Source organism: Pseudonocardia sp. ICBG1142 (genome assembly GCF_020496255.1).
In the GTDB taxonomy this organism is placed as follows: Bacteria; Actinomycetota; Actinomycetes; order Mycobacteriales; family Pseudonocardiaceae; genus Pseudonocardia.
This window is the reverse complement of sequence record NZ_JAHLJC010000031.1, coordinates 1,154,690-1,168,922: the sequence shown is the minus strand read 5'-3', so window position 1 is coordinate 1,168,922 and position 14,233 is coordinate 1,154,690. Positions and strand designations below refer to the sequence as shown.

General features: G+C 74.7%; 12 protein-coding genes. 6 read left to right on the top strand and 6 right to left on the bottom strand.

The genetic code is table 11. From position 1 onward, the window contains the following. Positions 1-29: 29 nt before the first annotated feature. Together KPL59_RS29630 and KPL59_RS29625 are read right to left on the bottom strand one after the other, a co-directional pair. Positions 30-1,751, bottom strand: a complete 1,722-nt coding sequence (locus KPL59_RS29630; RefSeq protein ID WP_226362729.1) for an alkaline phosphatase D family protein — start codon at positions 1,749-1,751, stop codon at positions 30-32. A gap of 43 nt (positions 1,752-1,794) precedes the next feature. After that, positions 1,795-2,757, bottom strand: coding sequence for an ROK family protein (locus KPL59_RS29625; protein ID WP_020626789.1), 963 nt, complete (start codon positions 2,755-2,757; stop codon positions 1,795-1,797). A 90-nt stretch (positions 2,758-2,847) separates the two neighbouring features. Between KPL59_RS29625 and KPL59_RS29620 the strand changes: the two genes are divergently transcribed. Continuing rightward, positions 2,848-3,969, top strand: coding sequence for a DoxX family protein (locus KPL59_RS29620; protein ID WP_226362728.1), 1,122 nt, complete (start codon positions 2,848-2,850; stop codon positions 3,967-3,969). 73 nt (positions 3,970-4,042) lie between these two features. On the opposite strand, the gene KPL59_RS29615 is transcribed toward KPL59_RS29620, so the two are convergent. Then, positions 4,043-5,239, bottom strand: a complete 1,197-nt coding sequence (locus KPL59_RS29615) for a hypothetical protein (RefSeq protein WP_226362727.1) — start codon at positions 5,237-5,239, stop codon at positions 4,043-4,045. Positions 5,240-5,366: 127 nt separating this feature from the next. Here KPL59_RS29615 and KPL59_RS29610 point away from each other — a divergent pair, with 127 nt between their 5' ends. The 3 genes from KPL59_RS29610 to KPL59_RS29600 all read left to right on the top strand — a co-directional run bounded on the left by KPL59_RS29610 (position 5,367) and on the right by KPL59_RS29600 (position 7,951). Then, positions 5,367-6,557: a Tm-1-like ATP-binding domain-containing protein gene (locus KPL59_RS29610; protein WP_226362726.1), complete on the top strand. Its 1,191-nt coding sequence runs from the start codon at positions 5,367-5,369 to the stop codon at positions 6,555-6,557. Next, positions 6,554-7,387, top strand: a complete 834-nt coding sequence (locus tag KPL59_RS29605) for a phosphoenolpyruvate hydrolase family protein (protein ID WP_226362725.1) — start codon at positions 6,554-6,556, stop codon at positions 7,385-7,387. Before KPL59_RS29610 ends, KPL59_RS29605 begins: the two co-directional genes overlap by 4 nt. 126 nt (positions 7,388-7,513) lie before the next feature. Beyond that, positions 7,514-7,951 (top strand): SRPBCC family protein, encoded by a 438-nt coding sequence (locus KPL59_RS29600; RefSeq protein WP_075311465.1) that lies wholly within the window; start codon positions 7,514-7,516, stop codon positions 7,949-7,951. A 22-nt stretch (positions 7,952-7,973) separates the two neighbouring features. Here the strand turns inward: KPL59_RS29600 and KPL59_RS29595 are convergent, their stop codons facing one another. After that, the gene (locus KPL59_RS29595) at positions 7,974-8,675 is read right to left on the bottom strand and encodes a TetR/AcrR family transcriptional regulator (protein ID WP_226362724.1); all 702 of its coding nucleotides are present in this window, start codon (positions 8,673-8,675) and stop codon (positions 7,974-7,976) included. 89 nt (positions 8,676-8,764) lie between these two features. Here KPL59_RS29595 and KPL59_RS29590 point away from each other — a divergent pair, with 89 nt between their 5' ends. Beyond that, positions 8,765-10,174, top strand: a complete 1,410-nt coding sequence (locus KPL59_RS29590) for an NAD(P)/FAD-dependent oxidoreductase (protein WP_226362723.1) — start codon at positions 8,765-8,767, stop codon at positions 10,172-10,174. After that, positions 10,171-11,889 carry a long-chain fatty acid--CoA ligase gene (locus KPL59_RS29585; protein WP_226362722.1) on the top strand — a complete coding sequence of 573 codons (1,719 nt, stop codon included), beginning with the start codon at positions 10,171-10,173 and terminating at the stop codon, positions 11,887-11,889. The genes KPL59_RS29590 and KPL59_RS29585 overlap by 4 nt, the downstream gene beginning before the upstream one ends. A 2-nt stretch (positions 11,890-11,891) precedes the next feature. On the opposite strand, the gene KPL59_RS29580 is transcribed toward KPL59_RS29585, so the two are convergent. Beyond that, entirely contained in the window at positions 11,892-12,902 is a 1,011-nt protein-coding gene (locus KPL59_RS29580; RefSeq protein WP_226362721.1) for an alanine racemase, read from the bottom strand. Continuing rightward, positions 12,884-14,194, bottom strand: coding sequence for a D-arabinono-1,4-lactone oxidase (locus tag KPL59_RS29575; RefSeq protein WP_226362720.1), 1,311 nt, complete (start codon positions 14,192-14,194; stop codon positions 12,884-12,886). The genes KPL59_RS29580 and KPL59_RS29575 overlap by 19 nt, the downstream gene beginning before the upstream one ends. Positions 14,195-14,233 lie beyond the last annotated feature (39 nt).

Below are 14,233 nucleotides of genomic sequence, written 5' to 3'. Positions count from 1 at the left end.
GCGGGGGGACAGCGGTGCCGGCGCCGCGCTCAGCCCGCCGGGACCGTCCCCGCGCGCTGCTGCGCCGCGGCGGGCGGCGACTGCGGGGTCAGCACGACCTCGGCCGCGGTGTCGAGCACCGCGGCCGAGCGGGGCCGCTCGAACCGGCACGACGCCCGTCGCCCGTCGGTCTCCAGGGTCGCGACGAGGTTGCCGAACAGCGGGCCCGCCGTCCGCTCCCAGGCCACACCCGCGCTGCCGGCCCCGGTGCGGCGGGTCCAGCGGGTCGTCAGCCTGCCCAGCAGCCGCGACCAGGTGATCCGGAACATCACCCGCATCACCGCGGGGACCACGTTGTGCACCGGGGAGCAGGTCAGCTGATGGACCCGGGTGCCCTCCGGGCCGCGGCCCGGCCGGTCTCCGGGTGAGTGGGTGTGCACGTCGGCGACGGCGGCGTAGGAGTGGTGGACGTCGCCCGACAGCACCGACACCGTGGCGGGCGGTGCGTCCCCGCCACGCGGGCGGCACGCCTCGCGGATCAGCTCGGCGAGCCGGGCGAAGGAGTGCCCGAAGGCGGGCCAGTGCTCCAGGTCGGCCTCCTGGCGGGCCCACTCGGCGACCGCCGCGACCCGGCCGGAGCCGTCCGCGCCCTTCTCGGTCGCGGCCTCCAGATCGGAGATGACCTGCGGCATCAGCCAGGGCACCGAGGTGCCCAGCACGAGGTGGTCCACGTCGCCGGGGGCGAGCGCCTTCGCCCGGATCCACTCGAACTCGGCGTCGGAGACCATCCGTCGCGGCGTGGACTCGACGATCCGCCCGTTGCGGGAGTCCAGGACGATCAGCCGGGTACGGCCCAGCTCCCAGCAGAAGGAGAAGCGTTCGTCCTTGCCGCGGGCGTCGCCGGTGCCGGTCTCGACGTCCCAGCGGGCGGCCCGCTGCGACAGCAGCGGCCAGACGTCGCCGTCGGCGGCCTGCACCTCCTGCCAGGTCCGGTCGGCGGCCAGCTCGGCGGGGGAGAGGTTGCCCAGGTGCTGGTGGACCCAGTACGAGGCCAGGCCGGAGCGGATGCGCTCGGACCACCAGGGCTTGCGGGCGATCTGCTCGCGCCACGCGCCGGAGGTGTTCCAATCGTCGCGGACGTCGTGGTCGTCGAAGATCATCGCGGTGGGGACGGTCGACAGCATCCACCGCACCTCGGGGTCCGACCAGGTGTCGCGGTAGAGGCCCGAGTACTCGTCGAAGCCGACGATCTCGTCGTCGGGCCAGTCCGGGTGCTGCTCCCGGCGCCCGGCGATCCGCCGCCGGGTCTGCGGGGTGAGCTCGTCGGCGTAGACCTGGTCGCCGAGCAGCAGCAGCGTGGTCGGCCAGGTCTCCGGGGGCAGCCCGGCCATCCGGCCGGCGTAGACGTCGAGTGCGTCGAGGCCGTACCGGCGGGCCTGCTTCGGGTCGGCGAGCTTCACGTAGCGGCAGGAGCCGAACACGATCCGCTGGTGGGCCTCGGAATCCGCGCCGCGCGTCGTGATCAGGCTCGGCGGGAACGGCGAGTGCGGCAGCGGCCAGACCCGCTCGCCGTCGAGGTGGACCTCGTAGGCGGTGCGGGTGTCCGGCGTCAGCCCGGTCACCTGCACCAGGGCGAAGTGGTGGCCCGCCACCTCGAAGGTCTCGGCGTCGCAGCCGAGCACCGAGACGCGGCACGGGCCGGAGGTCTGCACCCAGACCAGGGCGCTGGTCTCGTCGACGTGCCGCAGCACCGGTCCGAGCAGGAGTGTCACCCGTCCGAGGGTAGTCGCGCCCCGGTCCGGTCGCGGAGCGAGATCAGGTCTCCTCGAGTGCCAGCAGTCCCGCACCGATCTTCCCGGCGTCACCCTTGTAGGTGGCGGGCAGCACCGGCGGGATCGGGCGGACCTCGGGCGGTCCGTAGTGGAACTCGCGGGCCGCCCGGCGGGCCGGTTCGAGCAGGAGCTCGCCCGCGTCGACGAGTCCGCCGCCGATCAGCACGACCTCGAACTCGAAGATCGCGTTGATGCTGGCGATGCCGATCCCCAGCGACCGTCCGAGCCGCTGGAACAGCGACGCCGCCGTGCTGTCGCCCGCCATCGCGGCCATGGTCACGTGCTGGCCGGTGACCTCGCCGCCGGCCTCCTCGGCCAGGGTCGCGATCATGCCCCGCGGGTCGTGCAGGGCGGCGCTGCGCCCCATCCGGGTCAACGCGGTCCCGGACGCGACGGCCTCCAGGCAGCCGTGGTTGCCGCAGCCGCACTTCGGGCCGTCCGGGTTGACGTTCATGTGCCCGACCTCGGCGCCGAGCCCGTGCGGGCCGCGGTAGATCTTCCCGTCGAGCACGATCCCCGCGCCGATGCCGGTGCCGACGGTCAGCAGCACCATGTCGTCGTTGCGGGTCCCGCCGAGCCGGGCCTCGGCCAGCCCGGCGACGTTGCCGTCGTTGTCGACGACCACCGGCAGCCCGCACGAGGCCTCCAGCAGGCCGCGCACGTCCCAGTTCTCGTAGTTGTTGTTGGGTGCCCAGCGGATCCGGCCGACAGGCCACTCCACGGTCCCCGCGGCACCGACGCCGATCGCGCAGACGTCCGCGCCCTCGGTGCCGCCGCGCAGCTCCTCGACCATCTCCCGCAAGAGGGTGGTCATCGTGTCCGCATCGGACGTGTCCGGGGTGTTGCGCCGCAGCTCGGCGTGGACCGTGCCATCCTCGCCCACGATCGCTCCGGCGACCTTCGTTCCTCCGATGTCGAGCCCGATGGCCCGCCGTCCGTTCGTCACCCGGGCATGATTGCCACCCCGTGGCGGTGACGCCACACCCACCCCGGGTTTGCGGACGGGCGGGCCGGGGAAAGGTGCCCCATGCCAGTCTTGCGACGTGTAGCCCGACCCGCCCTCGCCGCCGTGTTCATCTTCGGCGGAATCAACGAGCTGCGGAATGCCGACGCGTTGTCGTCCGCCGTCAAGCCCGTCCTCGACCAGGCCGCCCCGGCCATCGACAAGGTCGTGGAGAACGCCCCGCTGGAGCGGCGCCCGGACAACGAGACCCTGGTCAAGGTCGACGCCGGTGTGAAGATCGTGGCGGGCTCCCTGCTCGCCCTGGGTAAGTTCCCCCGCCTGTCGGCCACCGCGCTGGCCGCCTCGCTCGTCCCGACCACGCTGGCCGGGCACCGCTTCTGGGAGGAGACCGACCAGCAGAAGCGTGCCAACGAGCAGATCCACTTCCTGAAGAACGTCGGCCTCCTCGGCGGGCTGCTCATCGCGGCCGCCGACACGCACGGCAAGCCGTCGCACGCCTACCGGACGCGCAAGGCCGCCGAGCGGGCCCAGGCCCGGCTCTCCGGCTCCGGCTCGGACACCGGTGCCCAGCTCGCCGCAGGACTGGCCGGTGCGGGCACCTCGATCGCCGCGGCCGCCGCGGGCAGCCGGGAGAAGCTGGCCGGGGCCGTCGAGGAGTACGGCCCGGTCGTGCGCGAGCGCGCCACCGAGTGGGGCGGCAAGGCCTCCGAGCAGGCCGCGCACCTGTCCGAGGTCGCCTCGGACAAGGCCTCCACCTGGTCCGAGCAGCTCTCGGCCGCCGCCGAGCGCACCTCCAAGGCGGCCCAGAAGAAGGCGAAGGTCGCCGAGAAGCGTGGCGCCAAGCTGGCGAAGGCAGCCGAGAAGCGGGGCGCCCAGCTCGAGAAGCTCGTGGACAAGAAGGGTGCCCAGTACCGCAAGGCTGCCGGGCGCACCGGTGGCAAGTGGGTGCGCGAGGCCGAGAAGCGCCGCGCCCGCTGGGAGAAGCAGGCCCGCAAGGCCGCCGCCCGCGCGGAGAAGCGTGCCCCCGAGTACGTCGACCGCTTCTCCACCCTGGTCACCCAGGCCCAGTCCCAGGCCGCGAAGCTCGGCTCGGACCTGGCCGACCGCGCGTCGGCGGCCGGTGCCGAGGCCGCCAAGCAGGCCAAGGCGTCGGCGAAGGACGCGCGCAAGCGCGCCAAGGCCGTCGCCCGCTGACCCACCGCGACACCCGTCCACGGCCCTCCCGACCGGCACCGCGCCGGACGGGAGGGCCGTGGCGTGTCCCGGGTCAGATCGGGCGCAGCACCTGCAGCTGGCCCGAGTCGAGCGACCGCACCTCGACGACGACGCGGTCGTCCCACACCGGGGAGCGCAGTGCGTTCGCCATCCGCGTGAACAGCGCCTGGCTGCGGGCATTGGCCGCCGCCTGGTCGGCGATCAGGTTCGGCATCATCCCGCCGGAGCGCTTGCGCACGGTCTGCGGCAGCGTCGACAGCGTGGTCAGCAGCCGGTGCAGCCGCGCGACGTCCGCGGCCCGGCCCGCGAGGTCGCTCTCGACCAGGGGGCGCAGCGCGGTCAGCGGCCGGTTCGGGGCACGCAGCAGGTGGTCCGCCGCGGTGAGCAGGATGCGCCGGGCGTCCAGGACGAGCGCCTGGTAGGCGCCGTGCACCGCGGCCGGGAACCCGGTCCAGCCGAGCTTGCCGACCTCGCCGAGCGCGTCGCGCAGCGCCAGGCCGGGCGTGCCCGACGGGTCCGCCCCGGCGACGGCCCGCTCCCAGCCCGCGATCCAGGCGTGCGTCTGGTGGCGCAGCACCGACAGGTTCGCGACCGCCGTCTCGAGCCCGCGCGACGGGGAGCCGCTGTCGGTCCCGGCGCCGTCGACGACGAGCGAGCCGCGCTCGAGCAGCTCGGTCTGGGCCTCGCGCAGCGACTCCTCGGCCGCCCGCAGCCGCGAGTCCAGCCGCATCACGCACGACGGCGCCAGCTGGTCGACCGCGGCGGTCAGCTCGTCGAGTACCCGGGTCTGGGTACCGGTCGCGGCGATCTCGGCCGCGGTGGTCAGGGTGAGCAGGCCCAGCCCGGCGCCGTGCCGGTCACCGGGCGCGGTGGGCGCGACCGGCACCAGCGCCGACGACCCGGGGGCCGCCGCCGTCGTCTCACCGCCGGCCAGGCGCAGCAGCGGCTCGGCGCCGAACGCCTCGGGCAGCGCGAGCCGGAAGGTGAGCCCCGCGGCGGGACCGCGGCCCGCGTCGGGCGCGAGCCTCCGCGCCAGCTCGCTCGACGCCGACAACGTCGCCCAGGTGCGGTCGTCGTCGACGGCCGGGGTGGGGGCCCAGCTCAGCAGCAGGGCCGGGCCGGGAGGCGGGCTCCCGTTGCGGAGGGGACGCGGGCCACCGTTGCGTTCGGGGGCGCCGGTCTCCGTTCCGCCGGGCCGCCCGTCGAGCGGGAGCACGATGCCACGCGGGTCGTCCGGTTGACCGAGCATGTCTCTCCAACGACGTCACGGGCCCCGAGGTCACGAGCCCGGCGGAAGGGGGGCGTGTCCATGGTGCCCTGCGCCGTCCGGGCTCCGACCCTCGCCCCGGGTACCCGGGTCCGGGTAGAACTCCGGTGTGGGGACCGCGTACGTGATCGGCACGTTCGACACCAAGGGCGCCGAGCTGGCCTTCGTGGCCGAGCTGATGGCCGCCGACGGCGCCGACGTGCGCCGGGTGGACGTGTCCACCTCCGGCGCGTCGAGCCCCGGTCCGGACGTCACCGCGGCCGAGGTCGCTGCCTGCCACCCCGAGGGTGCCGACGCGGTGTTCACCGGGGACCGCGGCAGCGCGGTGGGGGCGATGACCCGGGCGCTGCGGGCCTTCCTCACCGGCCGCGACGACGTCGGCGGCGTCCTCGGGCTGGGCGGCTCGGGCGGGACCGCGCTGGTCACCCCGGCGATGCGGGACCTCCCGGTCGGGGTGCCCAAGCTGATGGTCTCCACGGTCGCCTCCGGTGACACCGCGCCCTACGTGGGGGCGAGCGACGTCGCGATGCTGTACGCGGTCACCGACCTCGCGGGCCTCAACCGCATCTCGCGACGGGTGCTGGCCAACGCCGCGCACATGCTGGCCGCCGCCGTGACCGCTCCGCCGCCGGCGACGGGTGCCGACCTGCCCGCCGTCGGGCTGACGATGTTCGGGGTGACCACCCCGCTGGTCACCGCGGTCCGCGAGCGGCTCGGCGACGACGTCGACGCCGTGGTCTTCCATGCCACCGGCTCCGGCGGGCCGTCGATGGAGAAGCTCGTCGACTCCGGCCTGGTCGAGTCGGTGCTGGACCTGACCACCACCGAGGTCGCGGACCTGCTCGTCGGCGGGGTGATGGCCTGCGGCCCGGACCGGTTGGACGCGGTCGCCCGCACCGCGGTGCCGTGGGTCGGTTCCTGCGGCGCGCTGGACATGGTCAACTTCGGCGCTCGGGGCACCGTCCCGGGCCGGTTCGCCGACCGGCTGTTCCACGAGCACAACGCGAACGTGACCCTGATGCGCACCACCGTCGCGGAGAACCGGGAGATCGGGGCCTGGCTGGCGGCGAAGATGAACGCGCTGACCGGGCCGTGGCGGTTCCTGCTCCCGCTGGGCGGGGTGTCCGCACTGGACGCGCCGGGTGCGGCGTTCCATGATCCCGAGGCCGACGCGGCGCTGTTCGCCGCGATCGAGTCCGGTGTGGACTCCCCGGGGAACGTCCGGCGGGTACCGCACCACGTCAACGACCCGGAGTTCGCCGACGCGGTGGTCTCGGCCTGGCAGGAGGTGCGGCGATGAGGCGGTTCACCCGCGCGGAGCTGATGGAGCGGTTCGGCGAGATGGCGGCCCGCGGCGAGCCGATCGTCGGCGGCGGTGCGGGCACCGGGCTGTCGGCCAAGTGCGAGGAGGCCGGCGGGATCGACCTCATCGTCATCTACAACTCGGGGCGCTACCGGATGGCGGGCCGCGGCTCGCTGGCCGGGCTGCTGGCCTACGGCAACGCCAACGACATCGTCGTCGAGATGGCGGCCGAGGTGCTGCCGGTGGTCCGCCGCACCCCGGTGCTGGCCGGGGTCAACGGCACCGACCCGTTCCTGTTCACCGACCGCTTCCTCGACGAGCTGTCCTCGCTCGGGTTCGCCGGCATCCAGAACTTCCCGACCGTCGGGCTGATCGACGGCACCTTCCGGGCCAACCTGGAGGAGACCGGCATGGGGTACGCGCTGGAGGTCGACCTCGTCGCCGCGGCGCGGGCCAAGGACATGCTGACCACGCCGTACGTCTTCTCCGCCGCCGACGCCCGCGCCATGGCCCGGGCCGGCGCCGACATCGTGGTGTGCCACATGGGGCTCACCACCGGCGGCGCGATCGGCGCCGGCACCGCGAGGACCCTGGACGACTGCGTCGCGCTCGTCGACGAGTGGGGGCAGGCCGCGCTGGAGGTCCGCGACGACGTCCTCGTCCTCGTCCACGGCGGCCCGGTCGCGATGCCGGAGGACGCCGCGCACGTGCTGCGCTCGGCGGCGGTCTGCCACGGCTTCTACGGGGCCTCGTCGATGGAGCGGCTGCCGACCGAGACCGCGTTGACCGAGCAGACCCGCGCGTTCAAGAAGGTGCTGGAGCGGTGACGCCGCGCGGATGCCCGCCCCGCCGCCGGGCAGGGCGGCGAGGTTGCCGCGGTCAGCTCGACCAGCTCGCGGTACCGGCCCCCCACCTGCGCCGGCAGTCCTGACACTCCCGAGGAGGAGTTCCCGATGCCCCGTCCCTACTCCAGCGCCGTGATCACGGCACCGCTGGCCGAGGTGTGGCCGCACGTCCGTGACTTCGGTGGCCTCCACCGCTGGCACCCGGCGATCGCGACCTGCGAGCTGATCCGTGGCGCGTCCGGCAGCGAGATCGGTGCGCAGCGGCGCCTGACACTGGCCGACGGCGGCGGCACCGTCGTCGAGGAGCTGACCGCACTCGACGAGCGCGGGCACGCCCTCACCTACGAGATCCTCGAGTCGCCGTTCCCGGTGCGCCGCTACGTCTCCACCATCCGGCTGGCCCCGGTCACCGCGGTCGGGCACACCTTCGGCGAGTGGTGGACCGAGTTCGACGCGGACGGGGCCGACGAGGGCGAGCTCGCCGGGCTGTTCGCGAACGGCGTGTTCGCGGCCGGGCTGGCCGCGCTGGCGCAACGCTGGGTGTGAGCGGACGGACCCTGCTCCGAGGTCAGACGCGGGGCAGGGGCACCCGGTCGCCGACGGTGCCGTCCGGTCCGCGCAGCGACGCCGTGGCCAGCCCCTCGCGCAGCAGCCAACGGCCCAGCTCGAGGGTCTCGGCGACCTCGTCGGGCGAGAGCCGCAGCCCGTCGGGCTGCAGGCTCAGCCCGATCACGCCGTTCCACGCCCCCCACAGGTAGCGGGTGAGCCGGCCGGCGTCGACCGGTCGGGCCTCCCCGGCGGCGACGGCCGCGTCGATCCGGGCGGCGAAGTCGTCGAGCAGGCCGCCGACCCGTTCCCGGAACCGCGTCTCGATGTCGCCCCCGCCCGAGTGCGCCGCGCCGGCGGGCCGGGGGTGGGCCAGGAACTGGAAGGCACCCGGGTGCTCCAGGTGGAAGCGCAGGTAGGCGTCGCCCCCCGCGAGGACCCGGCCGAGCGGGGTCAGCTCGGGTGCGTCGACCCGCGCCATGTACGCGGCGAACAGGTCCAGCGACCGCTCGACCAGGGTCAGGTAGAGGCCGAGCTTGCCGTCGAAGTGGGTGTAGATCGAGCCCACCGACACGTCGGCGAGGTCGGCGATCTCCTCGATCCGCGCGGTCTCGTGCCCCTCGCGGCGGAAGACCTCCTCGGCGGCGTCGAGGATCGCGGCCCGGGTCCTGGCACGCCGGCGTTCACCCCGCGCCGCTGCCGTCGTGCCTGCGCTCGTCGTCACCGGGACAGGATAACCACAGTGGTTTAGAAGTGCGTTCACTGAGTGAACGCTCTTGTAAAACACTCGTCGAACTGCCATCGTCGCTGCTCATGGAGACCCACACCGACGTGCTCGTCGTCGGGGCCCGCTGTGCGGGTTCCGCCGCCGCCATCGCCCTGGCCCGCCGCGGCCGTGCGGTCGTCGCCCTCGACGGCGCGACCTTCCCCTCGGACACGCTGTCCACCCACCTGTTCTTCCCGCACCACTGGGCGGAGCTGGAACGGCTCGGGGCCAGGGACCGGGTGCTGGCGCTGGACCCGCCGCTGCATCCGCGGGCCGCGCTCGGCACGCCGGAGGTCGAGATCACCGGTCGCTACGGTGCCTACGAGGGCATCGCCACCGGGTCCTGCGTGCGCCGCCCCGGGCTCGACCTCGCGCTGGTGGAGACCGCTCGCGCGGCCGGGGCCGAGGTCCGCGAGGCGACCCGGGTGACCGACCTGCTCCACGACGACGACGGACGCGTCGTCGGGGTCCGCTGGAAGGACCGCGAGGACCGCACCGGGGAGATCCGGGCGAAGCTGGTGGTCGGGGCCGACGGGCGTCGCTCCACCGTCGCCCGCCTGGTCGGCACCCGCGAGCACCACCGCTGGGAGAACCAGCGGATGATGGCCTTCGCCTACTACGACGACCCCCGCGAGGAGCTGCGCGGCGTCGCCGCCCAGTGGCGCGAGGGGCGCGAGCTCGCCACCGTCTTCCCGTGCGACGGCGGGAAGTCCGTCGTGCTGCTCATGCCGCCGGTGGAGCGCGCGGAGGAGTTCCGGCGCGACGCGACCGGCGCGTTCTCCTCGACCGTGGCCGCGATCGCGCCGTTGGCCGAGCGGCTGCGCGGCTGCACGATGGCGTCGAAGGTCCGCACCTCGCGCAGCCACCCGTCGTACTTCCGGCACTCGCAGGGGCCGGGTTGGGCGCTCGCCGGCGACGCCGGTCACTTCAAGGACCCGGTCACCGCCCAGGGCATCCGCGACGCGCTGCGCTTCGGCCGCCTGCTCGGCGAGGCCGTCGCTCCGTACCTGGACGACCCGGCCGACCTCGACGCCGCGCTCGCGCGCTGGGAGTCCGACCGCGACGAGCAGTGCCTGCCGATGTACCAGTGGGCCAACGGCCTGGGGCGCGACGACGACGTCTCACCGCTGGAGCGCGCGTCCTACCGCTGGTTCGCCGCGAGCGAGGACCGCGCCACCGAGCTGTGGGACGTGTTCTCCCGCCGGCGGCCACCGACCCAGGTCTTCCGCCCGGCCCGGCTCCTGGGCTGGGTCCGCGACTGCCTGCGTGACCCGGCGGTGGACCGCGCCGAGCTGTGGCGGGTGCTGCGGCGCGACGTCGGCCGGGAGATCGCCAGGGTCCGTGAGGCACGCGGGTTCGTGCAGAATCGCGAGGAGTCCGCACGGCGCGGCCTCCCCCCGGCGTCCGCGTCCCCGGAACGGGCGCCGGCCCTGATCGCCCCGGAGGCCGGAGCATGACCGCAACGTTGCTGGACGCCCTGCACGACACCGTCGCCGCACGCCCCGACGAGGTCGCGCTGCGCACCCGGGACGGGGCGGTCCGATGGACCTGGTCGGAGTACGACGCGCTGGCCCGCCGCGCCGCGTCCGGCCTGGCCGGGCTCGGTGTCGGCCACGGCTCGGTCGTCGCGCTGATGCTGGAGAACCGGCCCGAGTTCCACGTCGCCGACCTGGGCGCCGTGCTGCTCGGGGCGGCGACGGTGTCGATCTACAACACCTCGTCGCCGGAGCAGATCGCGTACGTGCTGCGCGACTCCGGCGCCACGGTCCTGATCGTGCAGGAGAGCTTCGCCGCCGTCGCGGCGGCACCGGCTGCGGCGGCCGGCTGCCGGGTCGTCGTCCTCGACGGGCCCGGCCCGGAGGGCGCCGTCGGGTGGGACGTGCTGCTGGCGGCCGAGCCGCTCGCCGCGCCGGCCGCGGTGACCCCGGACGACCTGCTGACGATCATCTACACCTCGGGGACGACCGGCCCGCCCAAGGGCGTCGAGCTGACCCATCGCAACCTGGTGAGCGCGAACCGCACCGTCGGCACGGTGTTCGGGCTGCGGCCCGGGGACCGCGTGGTGTGCTGGCTGCCGCTGGCCCACATCGCCGAGCGGGACGCGTCGTACTACATGGCCATCCTGTTCGGCCTCGACGTCACGACGTGCGCGAACCCGCGGGAGATCGGCGCGGCGCTGCGCGAGGTGCGCCCGCACTCGTTCTTCGCGGTGCCCCGGATCTGGGAGAAGCTCAAGGCGGGGGTGGAGGCGGCGGTCGCGGCCAGGGAGCCGCGGGAGCGCGCGCTCGTGGAGGCGGCGATCGCCGACGGGACCGAGGCCGCCCGGCTCACCCAGGCCGGGGAGCCGGTGCCCGCCGAGCTCGCGGCCTGGGTAGAGGCCGCCGCGCCGGTCCTGGCGTCGCTGCGGGCCGCACTGGGCCTGGACGAGGCGCGGTCGGCCAACATCGGTGCCGCCCCGAGCGCGCCGGAGCTGACGCTGTTCTTCCACGCGATCGGCGTCCCGCTCGGCGAGATCTACGGCATGTCGGAGAACTGCGCGGCGTGCACCTGCAACCCGTCCGACGCGATCCGCGTCGGCACCGCGGGCCCCGCGCTGCCCGGGACCGAGCTGCGCCTGGACTCCGACGGCGAGGTCCTGATGCGGTCCGAGGCCGTGATGCGGGGCTACCGCGGCAAGCCGGAGGAGACCGCGGCGGTGTTCACCGAGGACGGCTTCCTGCGCACCGGCGACATCGGCGTCATCGAGGACGGCTACCTGCGGATCGTCGACCGGAAGAAGGAGCTGATCATCAACGCGGCGGGGAAGAACATCTCCCCGTCGGCGGTGGAGTCGGCGATCAAGTCCCGGTCCCCGCTGATCGGCCAGCTGTGCGTGATCGGCGACGCCCGGCCCTACAACGTCGCGCTGGTCGCGCTGGACCCGGACGTCGCGGCCGGACGGGCCCACGACGACCCGACGGTGCGCGACGAGGTCGCTCGCGCGGTGAAGGAGGGCAACGCGCGCCTGGCCCGGGTCGAGACCGTCCGCCGGTACGCGATCGTGCCCGACCCGTGGATCCCCGGCGGCGACGAGCTCACCCCGACCATGAAGCTCAAGCGCCGCCCGATCACCGAGAAGTTCGCCGACACGGTCGAGTCGCTGTACGACGGCGGCGGCATCGACGCCGGCTGACCTCACCAGCCGCGCAGGTCGACCGCCCAGGTGTCGACGACCCGGTCGCCCTCCACGACGTGCATCCGCTCGTGGAGGGCGACGGTGGGGTCGACGTGGGCTGGCACGATCCGCACCCGGTCGCCGGTGGCCGGTGGGGTGTCGGCGGCGAACACGAGGTGCTCGTCGGCGCAGAACCACACGTTCCCGCCGGGGACGGTGGGGTTGCCGTGGTCCATGCCGAACGCCTTGAGTCCGGCGTCGGCGACCGCCCAGCCGGGCATGTCGCCGTCCGGCGCGGTCGTCGAGACCACCGTGGACAGCACGGTGAGCGCCTGGCGGAACGGCAGCCGGGCGGCGGTGTAGGCGGTGTCCATCAGCGCGTAGGACCCGGCCTGGATCTCGGTGCACGCGGTGTTCACCGCGTGAGTCCCGGTGCCGCCGCCGGAGACGATCTCGCCGCCGACGTCGGCGTGCGCCGCGCGGAGCCGGTCGGTGCACTCGGTGGTGAGCCGGGCCCGTTCGGCCTCGTCGGGGAGCATCTGCAGGTGGCCCTCGTAGCCCATCACCCCGCGCACGGTCAGCCCGGCGGCGCGGGCGGCGTCGGCGAGCGCCCCGGCGCGGGCCGGCGCGATCCCGCAGCGCGGCAGTCCGATGTTGACGTCGATCAGCACCTCGCGCACGCCGCCGTCGACGGCCGCGCGCAGCGTCTGCTCGGAGTCGATCGCGAGTGTCACCCGGGCCCCGGACCGCACGACGGCACCGAGGCGGCGCGCGTCGAGCACCTCGTTGGCCAGCAGCAGGTCCGTGCCCAGACCGGCCGCGGCCATGCCCTCCACCTCACGCACCGTCGCACAGGTGAACCCGGTGTGGCCGTGCGCGGCCTGTCGTCGGGCCAGCTCGGTCGTCTTGTGCGCCTTCACGTGCGGACGCAGCCGCGGGCCGGGCAGCAGCGCCGCCATGTCCGCGAGGTTGGCCTCCAGCGCGGCCGCGTCGACCAGCAGCGCGGGCGTGGTCAGGTCGTCGACGTGCACGGAACCCCCAGGACCCGGTCGAGGTAGGGGTTGCGGAACCGGCCCTCCGGGTCGAGCCGGTCCCTCGCGGTGACGAACGCGTCGAACCGCGGGTAGCGGGGCCGCAGCTGCTCCGCGGTGCGGGTGTGCAGCTTGCCCCAGTGCGGACGTCCGTCCAGTGCGGACAGCACCGACTCGACGGCGCCGAAGTACGCCTCGTGCGGGCGTCGCGCGTGGACGTGCACCGCGAGGTAGGCGGTGTCGCGTCCGTACGCGGTGGACAGTGCGATGTCGTCGCCGCCGAGCACCCGGACCTCGACCGGGAACGCCACGTCCGCGGCGTGCCGGGCGGCGGCGGCCCGCAACCCGGCGAACGCCTCACCGAGCGCGGCCCGCGGCACGGCGTACTCCATCTCCAGGAACCGCACGCGGCGTGGGCTGCAGAACACCGCGTAGGACGGGGCCACGTACTCCCCGGCGGCCATCTGCCCGGCCATGACCCGGTTGAGCCGCGGCGCCAGCGGCGGTGCCACCGCGGCGACCCGCTGGACCAGCCCGAACGCGCCGTTCCCGAGCAGCTCGTCGCCGACGAGGGCGGCGGCCCGGCTGCGGCGGGGGCCGGTCGCACCGGTCCGGTCGTTCGTCTTCAGCACCGCGGTGGTGGTGTGCGGGAACCAGTAGAACTCGACGTGGTCGTGTGCCGCGGCGAGCGCGTCGAGGCCGTCGAGGACCTCGGCGAGCGGGCGGGCGCTCTCGCGGGCGTGCAGGTGGAACGCGGGGACGGTCTCCAGGGTCACCTCGACGATCACCCCGAGCGCCCCGAGCCCCACCCTGGCCAGGTCGAACAGGTCGGGCTCGCGGGTCGTGTCGAGTGTGTGCACCGTGCCGGTGCCGTCGACGAGGAGCAGCCCGCGCACCGCGTCGGCAATGCCGCGGTACCCGGCGCCGGTGCCGTGGGTGCCGGTGGAGATCGCGACGGCGACGGTCTGGGCATCGATGTCGCCGAGGTTCGGCAGCGCCCGTCCGCGCGCCCACAGCCACCGGTTGAGCGTGTGCAGGGTGACCCCGGCCGGCACGGTCACGAGCGCGCCGTCGCAGCGCAGCCCGGCCGGGTCGGCGGGCACCGCCAGCGCGACGCCGTCGGGCACGCCGATGCCGGTGAAGGAGTGGCCGCTGCCGAGCGGACGCACCCGCAGGCCCTGTTCGGCGGCCCGGCGGACGGCGTCGACGACGTCGCCGGTGTCGCGCGCCCGGACCGTCCTGATCGGACGGGTGCGCTGGTTGCCCGCCCAGTTGCGCCACCGCTGCGTCACGGTGCGAGCCTGCGCGGCCCACCGGGTGTGGTCAAGACC

What these genes read in the sequence shown, in the direction of transcription:
- KPL59_RS29615 (WP_226362727.1), bottom strand. Translation starts at nt 5,239, where the DNA reads ATGCTCGGTCAACCGGACGACCCGCGTGGCATCGTGCTCCCGCTCGAC.
- KPL59_RS29605 (WP_226362725.1), top strand. Translation starts at nt 6,554, where the DNA reads ATGAGGCGGTTCACCCGCGCGGAGCTGATGGAGCGGTTCGGCGAGATG.
- KPL59_RS29600 (WP_075311465.1), top strand. Translation starts at nt 7,514, where the DNA reads ATGCCCCGTCCCTACTCCAGCGCCGTGATCACGGCACCGCTGGCCGAG.
- KPL59_RS29585 (WP_226362722.1), top strand. Translation starts at nt 10,171, where the DNA reads ATGACCGCAACGTTGCTGGACGCCCTGCACGACACCGTCGCCGCACGC.
- KPL59_RS29590 (WP_226362723.1), top strand. Translation starts at nt 8,765, where the DNA reads ATGGAGACCCACACCGACGTGCTCGTCGTCGGGGCCCGCTGTGCGGGT.